Source organism: Candidatus Chloroploca sp. Khr17 (genome assembly GCF_004138165.1).
In the GTDB taxonomy this organism is placed as follows: Bacteria; Chloroflexota; Chloroflexia; order Chloroflexales; family Chloroflexaceae; genus Chloroploca.
Genome location: NZ_RYFF01000037.1, coordinates 20018 through 41890 on the forward strand (window position 1 = coordinate 20018; position 21873 = coordinate 41890).

The following is a 21873-nucleotide window of genomic DNA, read 5'->3' on the forward strand; positions in this document are numbered from 1 at the left end:
TCTTCGCAGTAGCCAGGTGCTTGATATGGCCTGTGTTCCGCGAGAGGTCAGGGTTTATCAAAGCCGAGGTAGATCATGCAACGCCGTCGCCTTACCCGCTACTGGGTCTTGCTCCCTTGTGCAGCGCTCATTCTCTTCTTGACGGCCTGTGGTGCTGCCGCAGGGGGAAGTTCATCAGAAACGACGCTGCTGCCAACAGCCCGCATTGCAGGCACCACTGAGCCAATTGAACCGCTTCAACTTGAGCTCCCCATCACAACGACCAGGGCTGAACCAGAAGCCACGGTCGCGACGCCCGTTGTGCCTGTCGTTATGCCGCAGCTACCCACCCCACGGAACGGCCCCGGTGATCTGCCCTATCCGCTCACCCTCACCAGGCTCAACTTTGGCGTCGTCGGGCATCTCTACTACACCGACCGCCGCACCACGCTAAGCAAGGCCCGCGAGGCGGGGTTTCGCTGGTTTCGCCAGCAGATCCACTGGCGCGATATCGAAGACCGGAGTGGGGCGTTGCTCTGGGGCGACCTCGATAGCATTGTGGCCGATGTCAATAATGCCGGCATGCTCTTGATGATCAATATTACCCGTTCGCCAACCTGGTATACAAGCAATGGGGCCGACGGTTTACCCGACGACCCCACAACCCTGGCGCGCTTTGCCGGTGCCCTGGCCGAACGGTACCGTGGCCGTGTCCACGCGATTTTGATCTGGAACGAACAAAACCTCGCTTACGAAAATGGGGGCACCATCGGGCCAGACGATCCGGGACATTTTGTCGAGATCATGGCCGCCACGTATACGGCGATCAAAGCCGCTGACCCGAGCATCATCGTTGTTGCGGGAGCGCCTGCGTCCACCGCCACCAACGATCCTGCGATTGCGATGGACGCACTCTCGTATCTGCAAGCAATGTATACCTACAAGGATGGCATGATCCGCGACTACTTCGACGTGCAAGCCCTACATCCCGGTGGGTCGGCCAATCCACCCGAAACGCTCTACCCCGAAAACCCCAGCCAGGCCCAAGGTTGGACTGACGACCCTTCCTTCTACTTTCGCCATGTCGAAAATCAGCGCCGTGTGATGGAAGAAGCCGGCATGGGCCATCACCAGGTCTGGATTACCGAGTATGGTTGGGCAACCGCCAATACGAGCCCAGGGTACGAGTTTGGCAACCAGATTAGCTTCGAGACCCAGCGTGACTATATCGTGGGGGCCATTCGTTACACTGCCGAACACTACCCCTGGGTCAGCAACATGTTCCTCTGGAACCTCAACTTTACTGTGCTCCAACGTGAAGCCGGGCGCGACCCGATGCACGAACAGGGCTCCTTCAGCATCGTCAATGCCGACTGGTCACCACGGCCCGCCTTCTGGGGCATTCAGCAGGCCATTGCCGAAATCTCGGCGATGCCATAACAGGCGGGATATGGTATCATAAGGCTGGGTAGCACCCGGCCTTATGCACGTCTATCCGCTCGTCAATGCATAAGCAGGTGTGCAACGTGGCAACAGAGGAGTTTCTGCAATGAGCAAAGACACGCTGACGGTAACAGACAATCGCACAGGCAAGACGTACGAAATCCCCATTCAAAACGACACCATTAATGCTATTGACTTGCGGAAAATCAAGGTCGCATCCGAAGATTTTGGGATGATGACCTACGATCCGGCCTATATGAATACGGCCGCCTGCAAGAGCACAATCACCTATATTGATGGTGACAAGGGCATTCTCGAATATCGCGGCTATCCGATCGAGCAACTCGCCGAGCAGAGCTCGTACCTTGAAGTCGCTTACCTCTTGATCTATGGCGAACTGCCCAATGCCGAACGGCTGAAATGGTGGGAATATCGGATCAGCCGACATAACTTTATTCACCAGAACCTAATCGATCTGATCCAGGCTTTTCGCTATGATGCGCACCCGATGGGCATCCTGATCAGCTCGGTTTCGGCTATGTCAACGCTTTTCCCCGAAGCCAAAGAGGTGGATGATCCCGCTGTCCGCGAAAAGCAGATCTGGCGTATGCTTGGGATGATCCCAACCGTCGCCGCTTTTGCGTATCGCCATCGCATCGGGCGCCCCTTCAACTTCCCCGACAATTCACTCAGCTACACCGCGAATCTGCTCTATATGATGGACTTTATGAATCAGCGTGACTATGAGGTCAATCCGGTGCTCGCCAAAGCACTAGATGTGCTCTTTATTCTGCACGCCGATCACGAGCAGAACTGTTCGACCGCAACGATGCGTGGTGTCGGTTCAAGCCGGGTCGACCCGTACTGTTCGCTCTCAGCCGCCGCTGCCGCCCTCTATGGCCCGTTGCACGGCGGGGCCAACGAGGCTGTCCTGCGGATGTTGCAGCACATTGGCAATGTAAAGCATGTGCCTGACTTTATTGATCGGGTCAAGAAGGGCGAAGGCCGCCTGATGGGCTTCGGCCACCGCGTCTACAAGAACTACGACCCACGCGCCAAGATTATCCGCAAGGTCGCCTACGAGGTCTTCGAGGCCACCGAGAGCAACCCGTTGCTCGAAATTGCCGTCGAGCTCGAGCGGATCGCCTTGCAGGATGAGTACTTCATCGCACGCAAATTGTACCCGAACGTTGACTTCTACAGCGGCCTTATCTACCAGGCTTTGCGCTTCCCGATCGAGTACTTCCCCTTCCTCTTCGCGATCCCCCGCGCCTCGGGCTGGCTCGCGCAGTGGCAAGAGATGCTCGAAGACGACGAGCAGAAGATCATGCGCCCGCGCCAGATCTACCTCGGCGAAGCCCGCCGTGACTATGTCCCCCTCGACCAGCGCTCATAAGATCAACCGAATAGCCACGCAACAACGCCAGCATACGCTGGCGTTGTTGCGTGCCTGCCGCGCCGAGACATCTTTGCTTGCACTGAAAAAGCCAGCATAGCTGGCTTTTTCAGTGCAAGCAAGCTTCGCGAGGGAGGCACCCCCTAAAAAAGAATCTGATCCACGTTCGCTTGATCCAACCCCGCCCACGGCGACCGTACCGTCCCGTTGCGCACCTGGCTGCCAATGCGCAACCCCAGCAGCAATGCGATCGAGAGCACGAGCAGGCTCAGTGAGGTGGCATAGACCGCCGTGTACCCGAGCGCGACATTGCCGGTCAGGTACTGCACAATATCGCGCCCAAGCCCCCCGCCAATCGTGCCAAAGCCCTGCGCCAGCGCCTGAGTGATGCCCCACAACCCGATAAAGAGCCCGGCATGATTGCGATCCACCAGGCCCATCACCAGCGCCAGCGCACCAACAATGAAACTCCCCCGCCCCGCGCCAATCAGGGTTGCGCCCGTACGAAAGAGATTCACCTGGCCTGTTTCGCTTGCTAGCGTCACCGCAAGAAAGCCCCCGGCCCCCAACAGACACCCGAGACTGATCAGCAAAACTGGTGAACGCCCCTTCCAGAGCATCACCGCCGCCCCGATAATGCCCAGCAACATCCCAACCCCCCAGAGCGCCGTTAGGCGAGTTGTCTGAGTTATGGTCATGCCAAGCACCTGACCGCCATACGGTTCAAGCAAGACATCGTGGGTTGCAAAGCCGAGCGTCGCAATAAAGAGCACAATGAAGAGATTGCGCAGCGGGGCTTGACGGGCCAGCAGGCGCAACGACTGCCCGAGCGTCTCGCGGACACGAATCGGGTCAGGGACATCCTCAAGGTCGCCGTTTGGCTTCAGACGCTCTTGGTGAAACATCGCCACAAAGGCCAGGGCAATAAAGATGACCGCCGAACCCTGCATCACCTGGATCAGCACAATATGATTGTAATTAATAAGTAACTGACCCATCACAATCGAACTGAAGATCGTGCCGAGCACCAGCATAATCCAGAGCACCCCAAGCACTTTACCGCGCTCATTGGCCGGGGTAATATCGCTGACCGTCGCGAGATAGATCGTCTCGACCACATTGACCCCGATGCCATACGCAAGGAAAATCAACGTACAAACAAGCATCGCCACGGGGAACGTCAACGCACCATCGCCACTCAGCAAGATCAACGAAAAGGGCGCAGTTGCGAGACCGCCATAGGTCAGCAGCGCACCAAAGACCATGTACGGTGTACGCCAATTGCCCGCCGCCCGATCGACATCCGAACGAAAGCCGACCAGCGCTCGTGCTGGTGAAACAAAATAGTGGAGCGAGATCAAAAAACCAACGGCGACCGCAGGAATACGTAGCTCATCAATCAACACCCGATTGAGGGTGCCGGTAATCGGCGCAAGTGAAACACCCATCCCAAACTGAAACAGCCCCAGGCGCAAAACGCGCAACCAGCGTTGCAAACCAGGACGCGCAGCAAGCCAGGCCCCGATCACCTGCAGCGGGTGCCTCAAGAGCTTACCTGGTGTCATACACTCAACTCCTTAACCTCTCCCAAGCAACACCATCCGACGTGACCGACACGTCAGTCAGTCTTAACTATAACACGCCCCTTGCGTCATAAATGTAATAAAGCACAAAATATCGTTGCGATCTGGCATCACTGCATCAGCCTTGGTCCCCCTCAAGGTTGGCCCGCATACGACGCGGGAGGCCACGTACCACCAGACGGTAAGATTCATCGATCAGTTCATAGACGAGGGCATCTTCAAGCGTGCCATCAAGGGTGAGCGTGATCCAGTGACGCTTGTTCAGGTGATAACCGGGCTGGATCGCAGGAAAGGTTGCCCGCAGGAGATCGCCATGATCGGGATCAACCTTCAGCGAGAGGCGAAGCGGATCATCGGTCAGGGCCAGCAAGGCAAACATCTTGCCGCCCACCTTGACCACAAGGGTCACCGTATCAAACGGAAAAGTCTCTTCGGCCCCAGGCTTTGCGCCAAGGGCGGCCCGAATGGTGTGCAACGTCAGCATGGTTTCCTCCTATCTTGCGCTAGAAAAAGGCGCATTGTTGGCGAAAAAGCCTGCAATGTGTCGCATCAAAACTCAAGCAAACCAGGCCAGCACCGCCAGCACGAGCGCGATAGGCAAACGCGCCAGACCAACCCACACCCAGTTCGCATCGCCCGAGATTGAGGCAAGCGCCTGGCGACGCCGAGACCCAAGACGGGAGCGCCATACGCGTCTACAGCAAGCTCCTCAACCATGCCGTCGCCATGATCACCGGGAACTTCCGGCGGCGCATGGGCGCGCAACTCACGCTGAGCCGGGGCGGGGTGCTGCCGGAACAGCAGAACGAGAGCGAATTCACCGAACTGACGCGGTCTAGTCCTGACTTGGCATAGGGAAGCGCCCGAACATAATCAGACGCTGGCGCTCAACGAGGCGGTCGGGTGCATTCAGACGCAAGAGCTGGATGGTCGTACGTCCTTCCGCAGTTTTGCCCTCAATACGTGCCTCAACCAAACCAAAATGGGTTATCCATGAGGCAAGGCGTGGGTTGAACAGAGGTGTGAGCGCACCCGTAAGTGGATCAAACGAAGTGAGATCCGACCCTTTGTAGCGATTGCAGCGCCAGCAGGTCAAGGCGAGATTGTTTTCATGCGTAGCACCACCGTGCTTTACTGCAATGACATGGTCAACTTCATGCGGGAGCATAAAAGCCAGTTCGCTTGGCAGCAGGCAATACTCGCACTGGCCGTGGGCGCGACTCTCAACCAGACGACGTAACGCCTGCGTGATATAGGTCTTGCTCATGGACGCGAGGGGAGCGCAGTGAGCTTGCCAGCTTTCAGCATGACCATCACGTGTTCGATGCGGGCAAACTCGTCGAGTTCACGCGCTTCGGGTGTTGTTAAGGTGCCAGCCTGGGAACGCTCCAACAACAGTTGCAAGCGTTGCTGGATGACGGGTGGTGGGGTAAATGCCGCCACCTCCGCCGCAGTGGGGTTGCTGGCAAGAAAGTCCACAATGGCGCGATAGGTCGCTGCTGGTAACGCAGGCTGGTGGAGGCTCAAGGCAAGGAGTTCCGGAAGTTGCTCGCGCACCTCAGCCATCCGGTCGAACAATTCATCAGGGATTTCGATGCTGATCACTGGCATGCTTCCCTCCACCCCCTCGCCATAAGGTTTTTCTGATCCATACGCTATTCCTGACGAGCAGTATAGCACACGTGACGGCTCCCAAGCCCTCGGGCTTGGGAGCCGTCACGTGTGCCGCCCTACCCTCGTGCGGTTCCAACCAAAGTGTTTGGAGACCCCGATGCAGCATATTGCGCGCCGCATTGTGATCGCGCCCCAGCACCAGCCTGCAGTACGGGCATGGATGGGTACGGTCGCTCAACTACTTCGGCAGGAGTTCACCGAAGAACGAGCACAGCTAGGTGTCGACCAATCAAGCCTGATGATCCCAGGCATCATCCTTATGCTGGCACAAACGCACAGCCCAAGCCGAAATTTTTAGGACGGTACGTCCTAAATCCCGCCCGGCAAGTGTGGTATCATTGACCTCATCTACATGCGTAGCCACTTCTGTGCTAGATCCAATGCCTTGCCAAGAAGATAGATCGATCCTATGAGTCGTATTCGTGAAACCTTTGCTCGCCTACAAGCCGAGGGCCGGGTAGCCTTGATGCCCTACCTCACGGTGGGCTTCCCCGAGCGTGAAAGTACCCTTGAACTGGTGCCAGCGCTTGAAACTGCCGGGGCAAGCCTCTTTGAACTGGGGGTGCCCTTTTCTGACCCGCTCGCCGATGGGGCGACGATCCAGCGCTCAACCCAGCGTGCTTTGCAAAATGGCATTACCCTGGCCGATTGCATTGACACCACGGCCCGCCTCCGCGAGCGCGGCGTTCGTGCGCCGTTGCTCTTGATGGGCTATTTCAATCCGTTGCTCCGCTTTGGTATTGAACGGGCGTGCCGTGAACTAGCCGCCGCAGGTGGGGATGGCTGGATCATTCCCGATATGCCGCCCGAAGAGTCGGCCGAATTGCAGGCCGCCGCCACAAAACACGGTCTCGATATGATCATGTTTGTGGCTCCCACCACCCCCGAACAACGCATTGCCGAGATTGCCGCCCGCGCCAGCGGCTTCATCTATGTCGTCTCCCTCACTGGCGTCACCGGCGAACGCCAGAGTATGGCCGCCAACCTCGGCGAGGTGCTGCAACGGGTTCGCCGCCATACCGATCTGCCTCTCGTCGTTGGCTTTGGAATCAGCCGCCCTGAACACGTTGCCGAAGTCGCCCGCCTTGCCGATGGGGCCATTGTCGGCAGTGCCCTGCTCGCCCATCTTGAACAGTTACCACCTGATCGCCTTGTCCCCGGTGCCGTCGCCTTTGTCCAACAGCTGCTCGGCTCCTAGGTAGGCAGCAGGTCAGAAAACGTACGCTACTGACTGCGAGCCTTGCATGCTTTTCGAACAAGCTGTCAGCAAAGTTGACATCTTTCACCAGAAGAGATCAGACTTTGAGGATAACAACCCTACCGCCAGGTTAAAAAGGAGAACCACCATGGAGGCCAAAGCCTATGTGTTGATCGAAGCTGAGTCGGGACGGGTCGCCGAAGTCCTTGCCGCCCTTCGCGCTATCCCCGATATGACTGCCGCCGATGGCGTGACCGGACCGTATGATATCATCGCAACCGTCGAAACGGCGGATCCGCGCAATATTGGGCATCTGGTGATGAGCGAAATCCAGGGGGTCGAAGGCATCAAGCGCACAGTTACTTGCATTGTCATTGGTTAATGTCATGCGACAAAGGAGTGACGATGACACAGTCTTCCAAAGGCCTTGAGGGGATTGTCGCGGCGCAAACAGGGATTAGCCATATCGACGGTGAACATGGACGTCTGTTGTATCGCGGTCTTGACATCAATGTGCTGGCCGAACATTCAACGTTTGAAGAGACAACTTCACTACTCTGGTATGGCAAGTTACCCAATCGTAAACAGTACGAGAGTTTTCGTCGCAAGATGATCGAGAATCGCCTCATTCCCAATGAGGTCATTGCGCTCTTGCTCCTCTTGCCCAAGAAGACGACCGTTATGGGCGTCTTGCGGACTGCCGTCTCAGCCCTCGCGCCGTTTGACCCCGAAACCGGCGATAATTCGCTTGATGCCAATGTCAACAAGTCGATCCGCCTGACCGCCGCTATGCCAACGATTGTGGCGGCCTGGGAACGCATCCGTAACGGGCTCTGGCCGGTCACACCCAGCACCGAACTCGATCATGCGGCCAATTTCCTCTATATGCTTACCGGCAAAGAGCCCGATCCCGCCGCCGCCCGTGTGCTCGATCAGTGCCTCATCCTTCACGCCGACCACGGCTTGAATGCCAGTACCTTCGCCGCCCGTATTACGGCCTCGACTCTCTCGAATCTCCACAGTGCGATTACGTCGGCGATCGGCACCCTCCGTGGCCCGCTTCACGGTGGGGCCAACGAGCAAGTGATGCGGATGCTGCTGGAGATCGGTGATGTCGATCGCGTCGATCACTATATGCGCGGCGCTCTTGCCGCCCGCAAAAAGATCATGGGCTTTGGTCATCGGGTCTACAAGGCCGATGATCCACGCGCCGCCTGGTTACGCAGTCTCGCCAGAGAGCTTGCCGAAACGACCGGCAATCAGCGCTGGTACCTCATGAGTGAACGCATCCGCGAGATTGTCCAGTCCGAACGATCCCTCCCAGTCAATGTGGATTTTTACTCGGCTTCGGTCTACTATACGCTCGGTATTCCGATTGATCTTTTCACACCAATCTTTGCTATTAGCCGTGTTGCTGGCTGGACAGCTCACGTCTATGAGCAGTACGCCGATAACCGCCTCATCCGTCCTGAGTCCGAATACGTCGGCCCTGTGGATGTCCCATACATCACCCTCGACCAGCGCCCGTAAAAGCGGGCGTCTCAAGCTTTGCTTCACGAAAAAACGCCAGCATTGCTGGCGTTTTTTCGTGAAGCAAAAGATGAACCGACCTAAAAATCAATCTCGCAACTCCCCGACATACAGGCAAGTTCCTGCGCCGCGTTTGTCAGATCTTCCTCTTCGTAGCGGTAGACCTTCGAGAAATCAATCTCGGGGAAGGAAGCCGCCAGCCGCTCGTACTCTTCGCGGGTGATTTCAACATAGGGCATGTTGTCGTACTTGGCATCGAACGCCGGCAAGAACGAGAGCCCCCCAATCAGGTCGCGATGCTCCCAAACCCATTTCATCAGATCAAGCACTTCGTCGGGACGATAGGTAATGGTACATGACGGATTGTGCTCGGTCCAGTAGGTCTTGTTCTGCAACCAGAATTCACACTGCGCAATCGCCGAGCGATCTTTCCGGGTAATCGCCCCATCCGGCGATTTGACCGGGAAGTGGATCACCCAGGTATTGGCGTTGGCTGGGGTCTGCCCATTTTCGGGATCCATCGGCACACCGGCATCGCGCAAGACTTTGAAGATCGGTGAATGTGCAGCTACCCGTACGTTGCGAATATAGTAGGGAGCCCAACGGGAATGCAAGCCCGATGAACAGTTGACCAGTTGCGACGAGTTCCCCGACGGCTTGACACAACTGATCGACACCGACTGGTTGATCCCAAGGCTGAGCGCCACCTGACGATTTGTCTCGATGGCAACATGGCGCAGACGCTCTTTCACCCCCGCATCTTGCGCAATCGGGCTATCCATCTGACCAGTGATATCGACACCAAGCAGGCGCTCGTCTTCACAATTGCGCTGCCACTGCGTCCGCAAGCCGGGGAAGTGGGTCGCCAGCGACTGGATGGTTCCAATGATCGTCGCCACCTCGACCTTCTCACGCAGAGTTTCAAAAGTATCCTCGTGGCGCGCCACCGCAGCACTGAGATTGCAGAACTGCCACGGGCGTAGGACAATCTCGCCGCAGGGGTTCGTGCCAAACTCGGCGGCCTGGCGGCGGGCCGGCTTGAGCAGATTCGCCGCCTGACGATTGAAAATCCCTGGCTCGCCGCGCCCCGACTCAACCATCCCAAGGAACTGTGCAATAAACTCGGTCTGCGTCAGACTACCCTGCGGCCAAACCGCCGAATTATTCGCGTTCCAGCGCTGACTATTCTCGCGCTCGAAATCACCATTCTTGCAGAGGCGCATCTCATCATCGTCGTAGTCAAAGAGGCTGATCATTGCGGTGCGCCGTACCCCACCGCTGACGGCCGCATTGCCAACCGAACACATCATATCATGGGCATCAATGGGGCGCAGGAAGCTGCCCTGCCGCGCCAGGATGCGCGAGCGCACAAAATCGAGCATGATCCGCAGCGGCTCGGGGCCCGAGGCCCGGCCACCCTTGGTGCGCAACGGGGCACCAGCTGGACGCAAATGCGATAGGTCGAAATGAATATCGCCACCCTCAAACCAGTTCTCAAGGCCCGCTCGCAAGGCATCGGCCCAACCCTCAGCCGAGTCTTCGACGACCATCCGACGCGGGGCCGAGCCAGTCTGACGACGAATCCGTGGGAAATTCTCCACATAACGCCCCTCGACCGAAAAGCCCACCCCACAACCACTCATCGAGATAATCAACGCCTCAACAAACGAGTCAATGCTCTCAACCGGCTGATACGAGCAGTTATAAATGGCAATATTATTGCGCCGGGCCGCCGGACCAGCCATCGCCAACAGGCGCATCGAAGGCATCGAGCGCATCTCGAGGATGGCCTGGCGGATGCGCGCATAGGTTTCGGCCGGCAGACGCGCGCCAGCGAGCTCGTAGAGATAGTCAACCGAACGATCGACGGTTTCAATCCAAGTCTCACGACGCCCAAGATCGTAGTTAAAACGTGAATATTTATCAAAAAACTGGAACCGCTGCAACGGCGTTGGAAAATACTGATCCGACTCCGCAAATGCCTGCCGCACCTCATCGGGAATGGGCCGCTCAACCCGCTTCTTGGCATGCTCAGCACGATAGAGAATATAATGCTTAGCCGCTTCAAACTCACCAGCGGCCTGCAACACCATCTCGACAATATCCTGCACCCCTTCGACCGTCGGGGACTCACCATGCGCCTGGGCCGCCAGAATATTGACGACCCGCTCGGAAAGCTCAGCGATCGCCACCCGCGGCGTGCGATTCAGGCTCGCAAAACAGCGCGTGAGCGCATTCTCGATCCGCTCAATGTCAAACGGTACCACCCGCCCATCACGCTTCACAATCGTTGTCGGAATAAACATCCCGGCCTGATCAAGTGCCTGAAACCCACCTGCGATATGACCCACACCATTCGTCCCGCTTGCCATACAACCTGCTCCTCTATCTTCACCTGCTGTAACTAAACAATGGCAATACGCTCAACCTGTAGCTAAGGCACACGACGGTACCAAAACAACCTAAGAGTGTAAAGAATTAAATCGTCGTTAAAGAAATTCACGTTAAGCGACTGAGCGACTTCTTCAGGCAACCACTACATATAGTACAGATTTATTATGTAGACCTCTATATCTAGGAGTCACAACAATGCCGCGCCAGTGTAGCACACAGGTGCGTGGTATGTCAAGGCAAGAAAAAGTTTAACACTAAGAGGCGTTAAAATGCAGCCGCAGAAAGCCGCGTTCTAGCAGATCGCTCATCCTGAACGCATCAAGATCGAGAATCACCCGTGCATTCAAGGGTGCCCGCGCAGCCGCTTCACGCAACGACCCTTCATAGTCAAACCCCGGCATGCCAACATAACTCGCCAGTTGCTCAAACCCACTTGCCCCGAGTGCCACCATGGCCCGCTGACGCTCGGTCAGTGCAATAATCGTCTGCCCGCGGATCAACTCGCCCTCGGTGACCACACGTACCACGGCGAGGTGCCCCTTGCCCAGTTGGGGATGCAAGGCGTACACCGCTGCAGCCACCGCAGGCAAGGGCATCGCCAGCGCCTGATGACTGCCCGCCTGAAGATACCCCTCTAGCAGACGCGCCAGCAATGCCCCAGGCGTCCCACACCGTTCTTCCAGCAACCGCACCGCCGCCGCACCAAGCCGCAACTTCTCAAACGCATCGCGGGTCACCAGTTCAATATGCATGCCACTCTCAAGCACCAACGCAAGCGCATGCGGATCAGCAAAGACATTAAATTCAGCTGCCGGGGTCAGTGAACCCGCCCCATGCGCCCCGGCTACCGCGACGAGCCGCACCCCGGCCAGATCCGTCGGATACGCCTGAACCGCCCGCGCAACATTGGTCAACGGCCCTAGCGCAAGAATGGTCAGATCTGGGTACAGACGCGCCGCCGCCGCAAGTGCCCCTGGCGCACCCACCGGCAGTTTTACCAGGTCGTGTCGCTGCTGATGCCCCCAGAAGGCATCACGACCATGCGTGATGACGCCAGTATTGGTACGCAGGTGGATCAGCGGCGCCGAAGCGCCCATCGTCACAGGAACGTCACGTTGCAACGTAGCGAGCAACGTCAAGGCATTCGCCGTCGTATGCTGTAATGTCCCACTCCCAAAGACCGTACTTACCCCCACTACCTCTACCGACGGCGCAGCGAGCAACCATGCCAGCGCAAGCGCATCATCACAACCTGGATCGGTATCAACAAAAATCGGTTGAGGCTTGACACTGATTGGCAAACCATCAATCATCACGGTCTCGTTTCATTGAGTGAGGAAGGCAACAACTCTTCGAGCGCATAGTCAGCCCGCGCCGCCTGAAGCGCTTCGACAAAAGCCCGAGGACGCTCAGGGCTCAGGATCATCGTTGTCCGTTGATCACGGGCCACCGCTACCAGTCGCTCGCGATTCGTCGCAAGAAAGAAGACTTCACCATACGGCGCAAGACGAAACGGTCCCTGGTAACCAAAAATACCCGCATTGAAAGCAAAACGCAACCCCCGACGCGGCACGTCAGCAAGATTCGAGGCCAGTGATACGCCGGTCACCAGCTTCAAAGGAATGCGTAAGGCCGGCATCAGCCGCCGCCGCACAACCAACTCCGTCGCCGTGATCTCATACCGACGAGGCTGCACTGCATAGGTCAACAACAAAAAGACGGCGATCGCCAGTGCCAACGCCACTGGAATCAGCAACCCATCCCAGCGCATGTTCGCCAGATACGCAAAAAGCAACGGCAAGACAAGCAAGCCCCCGAGATACGCAAGGCCAGTTGTTACCCGCAACGCATACGCATCTAGTGGGGCCACGAGAAAAATCTGTGTCGGTGTTGGAACCTGTTTCGTTTGACGTTTCACAGAGTCATTATATACTGATCTTAGTGCCTTGTTTACCAGGATGCAATCGCTGCAACGCTCGCGCTGGCCCTGCCAGCCTAACCAAAGAAATCCATGAACCAAACCACCCTGAATCTCCTACCGGTCGCCCCAACCTATTTCGACTGGCGCGGTCATCGCATCGCCCACTATCACGCCGGTGAAGGGGAACCGGTGCTCCTTATCCACAGTATCAACGCCGCCGCCTCAGCCTTCGAAATGCGTGGCCCGTTCACCGGGCTCGGCGAGGGCTTCGCCGTCCATGCGCTCGATCTGCTTGGCTATGGCAATAGTGACCGCCCAACCCGCACCTATCAGGCCGAAGACTACATTGACCAGATCGGGGCCGCGCTCGAGCGGATCGGTCAACCCGTCACGCTCATTGCCAGTTCGCTCAGTTCAGCCTATGCCATCACCGCCGCCGCCCGTTGGCCCGACCGCGTCAAGGCCCTCGTGCTCGCCTGTCCCACCGGCATGGGGCAACTCTCTGACCCGGCTGGCCCCATCGCCAGACGCATCCATCAGTCCCTCCGTGGCGCAGCCGGGCGTGCCATCTTTGACCGCCTGACCAGTCGCAAGGGTACCGCCTACTTCCTGCGTTCACAGGCTTACCACGACCCCGCAACCGTTACCAGCGCGACCCACGATGGCTTCTACCTCACCAGTCGTCGCCCAGGAGCGCACTATGCACCTATCTGTTTTCTTACCGGTCTGCTCAACTGCGACGTGCGCTCGATCCTACCGACGTTGCGCCAGCCAACCCTGCTGATCTGGGGGCGTCAGGCCACCACCACCCCCGTCAAGCGGGCCGATGCCTTCCTCGCCGCAAATCCTCGCGTTCGCCTCGAGGTTATCGATCAAGCATCGATGTTAGTGCAGGATGAAAAACCCGCCGAGTTCAACGCCCTCGTCCGCACCTTCCTGGCGTCAACCGTCAATGCCATGCCATCTCACGGCGAGCCGGTGCTATCGTAGATGATGTGCGCTGACGCGACCCTGTAGGATCGCGTCAGCGCACATCACCCCAACTCCGCCATCGCAACCGGCTCATCACGCGGCTCGCACACCCCACAAAAAAGCGCCCGCGCCGTGACAATCGCCTGGTGCGTACCTCGTTGATCTTTATACAGCGCCACAATATGCGGCAGCTCCTGCACATGATCCCGACAGAGCGCTCGTCCACAAAAGATACACGTCCCGTGGGCCGGCCGTTCGCAATGCCAACAATTCATGTCATCTCCTTCTGGCAATTCAAACGTACGTTTTCTGCCAGCGCCGCCGACCACGACTACTGAGAAGAAGAAACGAAGATGGGCGGTGCGGTATTCGTTTATTCGTGGCCCCCATTCGTGGTCGGCGAACGACCCCAGAACACTTCATTGGCCCTACGGCACAAGGATCGTACCAACCACAACCGGCTCGATCCCTGGTGGCAATGCTTGCTCATCAGAAAAGGCTGCTTCAGGATGCGTTGCATCATACCACGCAATCTGCCATTCGTAGCGCCCAGCGGGGATCTCATCCGGCACCTCAAACGCAAAGCGCTCATAGATCAGTTGGTCATCAGGCCAGGTTGTGATTGGCTGCAGCACATAGGTCGGTAGATGCACAAACCGTGCATCGCTCGCTACGCCAAGCTGACTGATCGCAACCCACGGTGTTGCCGGTGGCGGCCCGTTCAACTCCCAGACAAACGTCGCCTCGAAACGCCGCCCTGCGCGCTGTTCCACCGCAAAGCCACGCAGCGTTGCCGGGCCAAGATCGAGACTCTTGGCCGCAACCTCCACCGTCGACGTCAGCGTAACCGTATTGCTCAAGACCTGCGCTGCCGGTGCGTCGCGCTGAAAGAGCAACAGCCCATCGCGGGCAGCGACCAATCCAAACGAGGAATCGTTCAGCAAGGTGCGAATCTCCGCCGCTTCATACGCCACCGTCGGCAAAACACCCTCGTCGGTCAACGTACGCCAGTCAAAGAGCGCATCCGCCAGCACATACTCCACGTCGGGCAAGAGTGACGGCAAGCGCTCGCCCCCAGGATCATCAGGGTAACGCACCAGATAGAGCGTATCACGATTCACCAGGCGCGGCGCAAGAAACATTGAGGCCGCCAGTGGCACCGTATCAGGCACCGCCTCGGCCAGAAAACGATCCTTCACCTCATCACGCGCTACCTGCCCATACCGCGCATGATCCAACCCCTGCCCCGGCAACGCCAGCCAGAAACGCGGATTCAACGGCTGATCAACCATCAAAAGGCTAACCACAGCCACAATCACCGTCGTAAAGATCAGATCCGGCTTCCACTGCCGCACACGCTCACCCGGTGCAGCCTCAGCACCCTGCTGGCGCAACCGCACCGCCCCATCAATCACCGCCATCACCACAAAAGGCACCACCAGCGCATAATGGTGATAGGCATAGTGATAGACCGTACCAGGGCCACTGCTGAGCAGCACCGCCAGCGTCAACGGGGCCGCAGGCAACAACCAGCGCCAGCCACGCCACCCTAAAAAGAGCACCGGACCAAAGACCAGCAACGCACTCACCAGGCGCGGCAGCAACGTCCCCCAGACCTGCGACAGATTGCCGTAATAGTGATTCACATACCCTGACGTGACCGCGAGACCTGTGGCCGAAGACACAAAGAGCCCCCGCACCCCAAAGAAGACCACACTCCCGTAGAGTGCAGCGGCAAGCATCGTCCCCATCCCAGCGCGGCGACGCTCGGCCCAGAACCAGAGAAACGCCCCGATCCCAAAGACCGGAGCCGCCACATACACCTTGCTCAACAAGCTCAACGCAATCCAGAGGGCATACCAACGCCAGGCCTGGCGATCGGCAGCATCGAGGGCAAAGAGCAGCAGCGGCATCGCCAGCGTATCGCCGTGAAAATCAAAGAGCACCGCCGTCAACGCCACCGGATAGAGCAAATAAAGCAGCGCGACACTCCGAGCAGCGGTTACATCCTCAAGATGGCGCAGCGCCATCCGATAAGCCGGCAGCGCCCCGGCGACCATCAGCAGCGCCTGCCCAATCAACAACGGCTGAGCATTGGGCCACAGCGCCAGCAGCGGCACAAAAGCGAGATAGATCACCTCAACATGCCCAGCCAGGCGGCTCACATTGCCCCCCGGCCCCGTCGTCACCAGAGGTTGCCCACGCAACACCGACAAGATCGCCTGCGTCATATTGCCCAGATCGAACATCCCGGCATTATAGCCCCAATAACGCGCCAGGCTCAGACCCACCAGAACGGTAGCAACCACCAGCATCGCCACCCAGAGGAACCGATCGCGAGGGAGGGAGGGCGTACGATCCTCTGTAAACGTAGTTTCCATAAATTTAACTTATACTGGGCGTTGCGCAATGATGCGGATAACCCCACTTGACTTCATGAAAGCAGAAATCAACCCAAAGGGGAGAAAGAACAGAATCGCGAACGGATTTTGATAACGAACAAAACGCGCTAGCTTCCCGAAACCCAGTGCTTGCAACCAGAAACGTGTACTCCCGATCCAAATATTAGGCATTGAAATATGCTTAATTGAACGCATACGCAATGATGCTAAACGAAACAAAAGTACAAGGGTTTTTTGAGGAAAGAGAGAAAGATGGCGAGGAACATCATATCCATACCAATGAGTCTTAAAAATACGAACCGTATGCGAGTCAATATTTGGAATCGTAACAATGCAATATCCCCCGGGGCGAAGGATATACTCAACATACTTCAGTAGGGCTAATGGATCAGCAACATGTTCCAGCACATGTCTCATCACAACAAGATCAACGCTGCCCGGTGGAAGATCAACATCAGCTAATTGGCCGGTACGCACATCCAGATCATAGCGATCGCGTGCAAGCTGTGCTGCCACACCACTTATCTCAATGCCTATCAGCTGAGGCCGCCCACGACGACGTAATTCGTTGAGAAACTCACCTGTAGCTGAACCAAGTTCAAGAATGCGGCTTGCTGGCGTTGTCAGGGCAAGAATTTCGCAAATCTCGGAACGCCAGGCCATACGACGCATCAACATCAAGAGTGACTGGGGGCGCTGCATATAACTTTCATATGAAGCCGGATAGATCGCCGCTAGTTCTTCATCTGTGGTGGGGCGTGGCGTCAGCGTAACCAGACCACACTCTGGACACTGAAGTAATTTGTAGATTGCGCTATTCGTCAAAATCGTACGATCGTAGCCTATGCCAAGCGTATGAAAGGTTTCATTCCCACAGAGATTGCAACGCTGCACATGCACAACGCGCTCCTTTAACCTGGTGTCACAGACCTTGCTTAAACACGGTGTCGGGAATCGATTGACGACGACGCCCAACCGCAAAGACTAATCCACCAATTAAACCCGTGCCATTACTTAAAATATGCATAAAGAGCGATAGCGCAAGAGCCTCGGACGGACTCACTCCAGCAAAACCTAGCAGCAAAACAAAGGCATTATCCTGTAGACCCAACCCATTAATTGCGATTGGGAGGACAGTAATTGCTTGACTGAAGGGGATCATGGCAAAATAGACGACAGGACTTGCTATGATCCCAAAAGCTCTACCCGCAAAATAGACTGCCAAGCAGATCGATAATTGCCGTAATGCCGAAACAAGAGCACTGCCAAACAGGATCGCGGGACGCCTCCGCAAGGCCATGAGACTCATATGTGCTTTCACAAGTGAAGCACCTAGCCGCTGCCACATCCGCCTGGGGAGCATATGTTCAATGACTTTTAACAATGCAGTGTTAAAAAGAAGACCAACTGCACCTACAAAGAGACCCATGATCACGACCAGTGCCATGATCAGCGTCGTGTTGATCCAGACTTCAGGCAGAAAAAGCAATGCCACGAGTCCAACCGCAATTGTAACACCCATTCCAATAATGCGATCCATCAGCACTGACGACACGGCAGCCTCACGTTGCTCAGTGTCTGGAGCAATCAGCGCCATCTTTACGAGATCGCCCCCAATTGATGAAGGCAAAAACATGCTAAAAAAGGTGCCGATCAATAAAATACGTAGTAAATTCAAGAATGGTTGCCGAACTCCCATTCCATACAACAATAACTGCCAGCGTAATGTACCCAAAAAGAGCGCAAAAAGATTTGCCAGGATGCCTGCGATGAGCCACCAGGGATTAGCCCCGCTCACGATCGCTCCCACGCTGGTGAGTTCTACCTGCGTCAGTAACCATCCAACTAGAAACAGGGTTAGCACGATGCGCAAGACAGTCTTGCCCATCAGTTGTCCCTCCCAGAGGAGCTATCACGAGTAGCCGAATGATCAGACGGTGAAGAAATGGCGATACCTCGTCGGGCGAGCACGGTATCATACACTGCATTGATCTGCACCCCTATCGCATGCCAGCTATATAGATCTTCGCAGCGCCTGCGCAGTTCCTGCCCTCGACGCTCACGCTCGACCGGATCACGCAATAAGGCGATGATCCGCTCAGCCAGTGCAACCCTATCGCCAACCGGAGCATAACATCCGGTCTCGGCAAGCGTAGCTACATTGCCTGGTAAATCAAACGCAACGGTCGGTAACCTGCAAGCCATATAGTTGAGGAGTTTGCCATTTCCTTCCAGGCTGGTCAATTTGGCCGATACAGCGACATCACCTAGCGCGAGATACCGGGCAGCTTGCTGATACGCAATACGCCCTGGCAATGTTACGTGATCAGCAATGCCCAGCGCATGAGCTTGTGCATTGTATTGCTCTTCGTCGGGATAGCCCATAAGCAGAAAGTGTGTATTAGGGCAGGACGCCAGAATGCGGGGTATTGCGTCTAACAAAAGATCAATCCCTTGATAGGCGCTTAGGACGCCCAGATACACAACAACCTGACGCTCACGCGGTAAGCCGAGTTCATCATAGAGATCTTGCAGTTCCTCTTTTGCGTAGGGGCGAAAGCGCTCTAGATCAACACCATAATCTACCTCAAAAACACGATCAGGTGGGAAATCAAAACGCCCCTGCAACGACTCACGAATGTAAGACCACATAAGCATTGCATCAACATGGCGTATGATCGTCCGCTCAGTGAGTTCAGCCAGACGATAGAGCCTTCCCCCCTCCCGAATGAAGTTGTGGTTGACCATCTCTCCAGCCATGCTTCCCTGCAAATCAAGCACAAGTGGCACGTTCAGCAAACGCGCCACAGGAAGAGCAATCGCAGCTCCTTCATGCAAATGCGCATGCAAAAGATGCGGTTGATAGTGCCGGGCAACTTGCAAGGTGCGCCCGAGGAGCAGCAGATCCAGATACAGTTTATGCCAGGAAGGGCCGGCTGAGCGCTTGTGATACCAGGGGATCTGAGGGATGCGATAGATTGGAATATGACCGGGATCATTGCCAAGGTGATAGGTCACAATCGCAACATGGTTCCCTTGAAGTTGTTGTGACCGTGCTACTTCATAGATTTGCACATGACAACCACGATCCGAAAAATATGGTGTCGGTGCAATCATTAACACACGCTTGGCGCTCGTCATCCCCTCACTCCCCATTCAGTTCCTCGCGTACCGCATAAATGGGCCGGTTGCTCCCTTCGTAATAGACCCGCGTGATCAACTCCCCTAGCAAGCCCATGCCAACCAGTTGCACTCCCAGCACCACCAGCAGCACCGCGAGCAATAAGAGCGGGCGATCACTCAATGGGCTGCCCAAAAAGAGCCGGATGTACCCCAGATAGGCCAGCAAGATGCTACCCACTGTCCCCAGGACAAGCCCGACGCTCCCAAAGACTTGCATTGGTCGCGTTGAGTACGAGAGCAAAAACCGTACGGTGATCAGGTCGAGCAATACTCTCGTCGTTCGGCTAATCCCGTATTTTGAAGTACCGTAACGCCGTGGGGCGTGATTGACCGGCATTTCGGCGACCGCAACACCCTGCCACGAGGCAATCGCCGGAATAAAACGATGCAGTTCTCCGTATAACGAGATGTGCTTGACAATGTCGGTACGGTAGACTTTCAACGAGCAGCCATAGTCATGCAACGTCACCCCTGTCGCCCACGAAATCATGCGGTTGGCAACGATCGAAGGCAGCCGTCGGTTCAGAAAGGGATCCTGCCGGTGTGCTCGCCATCCGCTGACCACATCAAATCCCTCGGCGGCTTTGTTTAGCAACATCGCAATATCATCCGGGTCGTTCTGGAGATCAGCATCAATGGTAACGAGCCATTCGCCCCGCGCCCGGTCAAAGCCCGCCGCAAACGCTGCCGTCTGCCCAAAGTTGCGCCGAAAACGTACCACTCGCACTCGTGCATCCCGCTCAGCCAGTTCATGCAGTAACGCAAAACTACCATCCCGTGAACCGTCATCAACACAGATGATCTCATACGGCTTGTCGATCTGCGCTAGCGCCGCCGTGAGATGCGTGTAGAGATGCGGGATGCTCTCTTCTTCGTTGTAGATCGGTACTACCACCGAAAGCCAGGGCGCAACCTGTGTGCTCGCCATCGCCTCCTCAATCACCGGATCTTATGTCTCTTCTACCACCCCTATTGTAGCGTATCAACCATACCATACAGGCAAGGCCTTAAACCCTGGGGCGTCGCGGGCCAACCATGCCAGCTTTGCTGGCATGGTTGGCCCGCGACGCCCCAGAAGAAAAATCCCTGATGCACTGCGGCATGAAGTGGTGTATACTAGACCTACATAGATCAGAGGTCGGTCGCCCAACATTACTGCCCTAGCTGCATCCGACCTTTCCCCCCTCTTCACGGTTGTCCCGCTGGACAACCGTTTTTGGTATGGAGAAGACCCGTGGTTCGTGTGCTGTTTGAGGTGCTGCTGCCGGTCGCGCTGGTGGCCATCGTCGGGATGTTGTTGCGACGGCAAATGCCCCTTGACCAGGTAACGCTCAATCGGGTGGTGATCTATGGGATGAGCCCAGCCCTGATCTTTACGTCGCTGGTACGTGCTGATCTCAGTGGCAGTGGCGCAGTGGGGATGGTTACGCTGGCCGTTGGGACGGTTGTGGTGATGGGGGCGTTGACCCTCGCCGTGGCCTTGCCCTTTGGCGTCCGTGGCCGTGATTTGAGTGGCCTGTTGCTCGTGACCCTCTTTATGAACTCGGGCAACTACGGCTTGCCGGCGTCACGTTTTGCCTTTGGCGAGGCTGGGTTTACCCTGGCGATCTTCTATTTCATTGTGCAGTCTGTGCTCTCACAAACGCTCGGGGTCGCCGTGGCCGCCGCCGGCTCTGCGCAGGCCGGGCCCGGTCTGCTCCGTGAGGTGACCACGCGGGTGTTGCGTATGCCTCAGATTTATGCAACCGTGGCCGCCTTTGCCGTACGCGCAACCGGCTTTGACCCGGTGCTTGCCCAGGGGCTCTTCGCCGGTCTGTTTCGCGGTCTCGCCCTGCTCGGCGATGCCACGCTGCCCATGATGCTCGTGGTGCTCGGTACCCAACTCGCCGGTGGCCTGCATATCCAGGAACCTGGCCTGGTCACTATCGCCACGATCCTGCGCTTGCTTGTCTCGCCCCTTGCCGCCTATGGCCTCGGCCTCGCCCTCGGTCTCGCCCCGCTGAACCTCGCGGTGGGCGTGATGCTCGCCGGTATGCCAGCCGCAGTCAATACAACCATTCTCGCCCTCGAGTTCGACAGCCGCCCCAGCCTCGTGGTCAGCACGGTGATCGTCTCTTCAGTGCTGAGTGTGTTGACATTGTCAGTCTTGTTGACCTTGATCGGCGTATAGCGGCGCAAGCCTCATGCCCACACATAGC

General features: G+C 56.8%; 20 protein-coding genes. 7 read left to right on the top strand and 13 right to left on the bottom strand.

From position 1 onward, the window contains the following. Positions 1-75 precede the first annotated feature (75 nt). Together EKD05_RS18580 and EKD05_RS18585 are read left to right on the top strand one after the other, a co-directional pair. Complete coding sequence (locus tag EKD05_RS18580; protein WP_129675675.1) at positions 76-1419, top strand: cellulase family glycosylhydrolase; 1344 nt, start codon at positions 76-78, stop codon at positions 1417-1419. 109 nt (positions 1420-1528) lie between these two features. Next, positions 1529-2818, top strand: coding sequence for a citrate synthase (locus EKD05_RS18585; RefSeq protein WP_129675678.1), 1290 nt, complete (start codon positions 1529-1531; stop codon positions 2816-2818). Between the two features lie 143 nt (positions 2819-2961). Here EKD05_RS18585 and EKD05_RS18590 read toward each other — a convergent pair whose 3' ends face one another. The 4 genes from EKD05_RS18590 to EKD05_RS18605 form a co-directional block, all read right to left on the bottom strand. Beyond that, a complete protein-coding gene (locus tag EKD05_RS18590) occupies positions 2962-4383 on the bottom strand; it encodes a BCD family MFS transporter (protein WP_129675681.1) in 1422 nt (473 codons plus the stop codon). 136 nt (positions 4384-4519) lie between these two features. After that, positions 4520-4885, bottom strand: coding sequence for an MmcQ/YjbR family DNA-binding protein (locus tag EKD05_RS18595; RefSeq protein ID WP_129675684.1), 366 nt, complete (start codon positions 4883-4885; stop codon positions 4520-4522). A gap of 351 nt (positions 4886-5236) precedes the next feature. Then, the gene (locus tag EKD05_RS18600) at positions 5237-5668 is read right to left on the bottom strand and encodes an HNH endonuclease (RefSeq protein ID WP_129675687.1); all 432 of its coding nucleotides are present in this window, start codon (positions 5666-5668) and stop codon (positions 5237-5239) included. Then, positions 5665-6012: a hypothetical protein gene (locus EKD05_RS18605; RefSeq protein ID WP_129675690.1), complete on the bottom strand. Its 348-nt coding sequence runs from the start codon at positions 6010-6012 to the stop codon at positions 5665-5667. The genes EKD05_RS18600 and EKD05_RS18605 overlap by 4 nt, the downstream gene beginning before the upstream one ends. Before the next feature lie 472 nt (positions 6013-6484). Here EKD05_RS18605 and trpA point away from each other — a divergent pair, with 472 nt between their 5' ends. The 3 genes from trpA to EKD05_RS18620 all read left to right on the top strand — a co-directional run bounded on the left by trpA (position 6485) and on the right by EKD05_RS18620 (position 8803). Next, on the top strand, positions 6485-7273 hold the full coding sequence (gene trpA, locus EKD05_RS18610) for a tryptophan synthase subunit alpha (RefSeq protein ID WP_129675693.1): 789 nt from the start codon (positions 6485-6487) through the stop codon (positions 7271-7273). Positions 7274-7421: 148 nt separating this feature from the next. Beyond that, positions 7422-7655 (top strand): Lrp/AsnC ligand binding domain-containing protein, encoded by a 234-nt coding sequence (locus EKD05_RS18615; protein ID WP_097653405.1) that lies wholly within the window; start codon positions 7422-7424, stop codon positions 7653-7655. 23 nt (positions 7656-7678) lie between these two features. Beyond that, positions 7679-8803 (top strand): citrate synthase, encoded by a 1125-nt coding sequence (locus EKD05_RS18620; protein WP_129675696.1) that lies wholly within the window; start codon positions 7679-7681, stop codon positions 8801-8803. Between the two features lie 80 nt (positions 8804-8883). On the opposite strand, the gene EKD05_RS18625 is transcribed toward EKD05_RS18620, so the two are convergent. The 3 genes from EKD05_RS18625 to EKD05_RS18635 all read right to left on the bottom strand — a co-directional run bounded on the left by EKD05_RS18625 (position 8884) and on the right by EKD05_RS18635 (position 13115). Beyond that, positions 8884-11175, bottom strand: a complete 2292-nt coding sequence (locus EKD05_RS18625; protein ID WP_129675699.1) for an ATP cone domain-containing protein — start codon at positions 11173-11175, stop codon at positions 8884-8886. Between the two features lie 276 nt (positions 11176-11451). Further along, on the bottom strand, positions 11452-12510 hold the full coding sequence (locus EKD05_RS18630; protein WP_129675702.1) for a nucleoside hydrolase: 1059 nt from the start codon (positions 12508-12510) through the stop codon (positions 11452-11454). After that, positions 12510-13115 (bottom strand): PH domain-containing protein, encoded by a 606-nt coding sequence (locus EKD05_RS18635; RefSeq protein ID WP_240695848.1) that lies wholly within the window; start codon positions 13113-13115, stop codon positions 12510-12512. The genes EKD05_RS18630 and EKD05_RS18635 overlap by 1 nt, the downstream gene beginning before the upstream one ends. Positions 13116-13208: 93 nt before the next feature. On the opposite strand from EKD05_RS18635, the gene EKD05_RS18640 reads away from it, so the two are divergent. Next, a complete protein-coding gene (locus EKD05_RS18640) occupies positions 13209-14108 on the top strand; it encodes an alpha/beta fold hydrolase (protein ID WP_129675705.1) in 900 nt (299 codons plus the stop codon). A gap of 44 nt (positions 14109-14152) precedes the next feature. Here the strand turns inward: EKD05_RS18640 and EKD05_RS18645 are convergent, their stop codons facing one another. From EKD05_RS18645 to EKD05_RS18670, 6 genes are all read right to left on the bottom strand, one after another. Next, positions 14153-14365, bottom strand: coding sequence for a hypothetical protein (locus EKD05_RS18645; RefSeq protein WP_129675708.1), 213 nt, complete (start codon positions 14363-14365; stop codon positions 14153-14155). Between the two features lie 153 nt (positions 14366-14518). After that, positions 14519-16471, bottom strand: a complete 1953-nt coding sequence (locus tag EKD05_RS18650; protein WP_129675711.1) for a DUF2079 domain-containing protein — start codon at positions 16469-16471, stop codon at positions 14519-14521. A gap of 9 nt (positions 16472-16480) precedes the next feature. Continuing rightward, positions 16481-17392: a bifunctional 2-polyprenyl-6-hydroxyphenol methylase/3-demethylubiquinol 3-O-methyltransferase UbiG gene (locus tag EKD05_RS18655; protein WP_129675714.1), complete on the bottom strand. Its 912-nt coding sequence runs from the start codon at positions 17390-17392 to the stop codon at positions 16481-16483. A 22-nt stretch (positions 17393-17414) separates the two neighbouring features. Continuing rightward, the gene (locus EKD05_RS18660) at positions 17415-18380 is read right to left on the bottom strand and encodes a lysylphosphatidylglycerol synthase transmembrane domain-containing protein (protein ID WP_129675717.1); all 966 of its coding nucleotides are present in this window, start codon (positions 18378-18380) and stop codon (positions 17415-17417) included. Further along, positions 18380-19633 (bottom strand): glycosyltransferase family 4 protein, encoded by a 1254-nt coding sequence (locus tag EKD05_RS18665; RefSeq protein WP_165360802.1) that lies wholly within the window; start codon positions 19631-19633, stop codon positions 18380-18382. Before EKD05_RS18665 ends, EKD05_RS18660 begins: the two co-directional genes overlap by 1 nt. A 4-nt stretch (positions 19634-19637) precedes the next feature. Beyond that, positions 19638-20603, bottom strand: coding sequence for a glycosyltransferase family 2 protein (locus EKD05_RS18670; protein ID WP_129675723.1), 966 nt, complete (start codon positions 20601-20603; stop codon positions 19638-19640). Positions 20604-20909: 306 nt separating this feature from the next. Here EKD05_RS18670 and EKD05_RS18675 point away from each other — a divergent pair, with 306 nt between their 5' ends. Continuing rightward, complete coding sequence (locus tag EKD05_RS18675) at positions 20910-21845, top strand: AEC family transporter (RefSeq protein ID WP_129675727.1); 936 nt, start codon at positions 20910-20912, stop codon at positions 21843-21845. Positions 21846-21873: the final 28 nt, after the last annotated feature.

Bases quoted from the DNA above. Each gene is read 5' to 3' on its own strand.
- EKD05_RS18605 (WP_129675690.1), bottom strand. From the start codon at position 6,012: ATGCCAGTGATCAGCATCGAAATCCCTGATGAATTGTTCGACCGGATG.
- EKD05_RS18660 (WP_129675717.1), bottom strand. From the start codon at position 18,380: ATGGGCAAGACTGTCTTGCGCATCGTGCTAACCCTGTTTCTAGTTGGA.
- EKD05_RS18590 (WP_129675681.1), bottom strand. From the start codon at position 4,383: ATGACACCAGGTAAGCTCTTGAGGCACCCGCTGCAGGTGATCGGGGCC.
- EKD05_RS18580 (WP_129675675.1), top strand. From the start codon at position 76: ATGCAACGCCGTCGCCTTACCCGCTACTGGGTCTTGCTCCCTTGTGCA.
- EKD05_RS18640 (WP_129675705.1), top strand. From the start codon at position 13,209: ATGAACCAAACCACCCTGAATCTCCTACCGGTCGCCCCAACCTATTTC.
- EKD05_RS18650 (WP_129675711.1), bottom strand. From the start codon at position 16,471: ATGGAAACTACGTTTACAGAGGATCGTACGCCCTCCCTCCCTCGCGAT.
- EKD05_RS18625 (WP_129675699.1), bottom strand. From the start codon at position 11,175: ATGGCAAGCGGGACGAATGGTGTGGGTCATATCGCAGGTGGGTTTCAG.
- EKD05_RS18585 (WP_129675678.1), top strand. From the start codon at position 1,529: ATGAGCAAAGACACGCTGACGGTAACAGACAATCGCACAGGCAAGACG.
- EKD05_RS18630 (WP_129675702.1), bottom strand. From the start codon at position 12,510: ATGATTGATGGTTTGCCAATCAGTGTCAAGCCTCAACCGATTTTTGTT.
- trpA (WP_129675693.1), top strand. From the start codon at position 6,485: ATGAGTCGTATTCGTGAAACCTTTGCTCGCCTACAAGCCGAGGGCCGG.
- EKD05_RS18600 (WP_129675687.1), bottom strand. From the start codon at position 5,668: ATGAGCAAGACCTATATCACGCAGGCGTTACGTCGTCTGGTTGAGAGT.
- EKD05_RS18615 (WP_097653405.1), top strand. From the start codon at position 7,422: ATGGAGGCCAAAGCCTATGTGTTGATCGAAGCTGAGTCGGGACGGGTC.
- EKD05_RS18620 (WP_129675696.1), top strand. From the start codon at position 7,679: ATGACACAGTCTTCCAAAGGCCTTGAGGGGATTGTCGCGGCGCAAACA.
- EKD05_RS18665 (WP_165360802.1), bottom strand. From the start codon at position 19,633: ATGACGAGCGCCAAGCGTGTGTTAATGATTGCACCGACACCATATTTT.
- EKD05_RS18670 (WP_129675723.1), bottom strand. From the start codon at position 20,603: ATGGCGAGCACACAGGTTGCGCCCTGGCTTTCGGTGGTAGTACCGATC.
- EKD05_RS18595 (WP_129675684.1), bottom strand. From the start codon at position 4,885: ATGCTGACGTTGCACACCATTCGGGCCGCCCTTGGCGCAAAGCCTGGG.
- EKD05_RS18645 (WP_129675708.1), bottom strand. From the start codon at position 14,365: ATGAATTGTTGGCATTGCGAACGGCCGGCCCACGGGACGTGTATCTTT.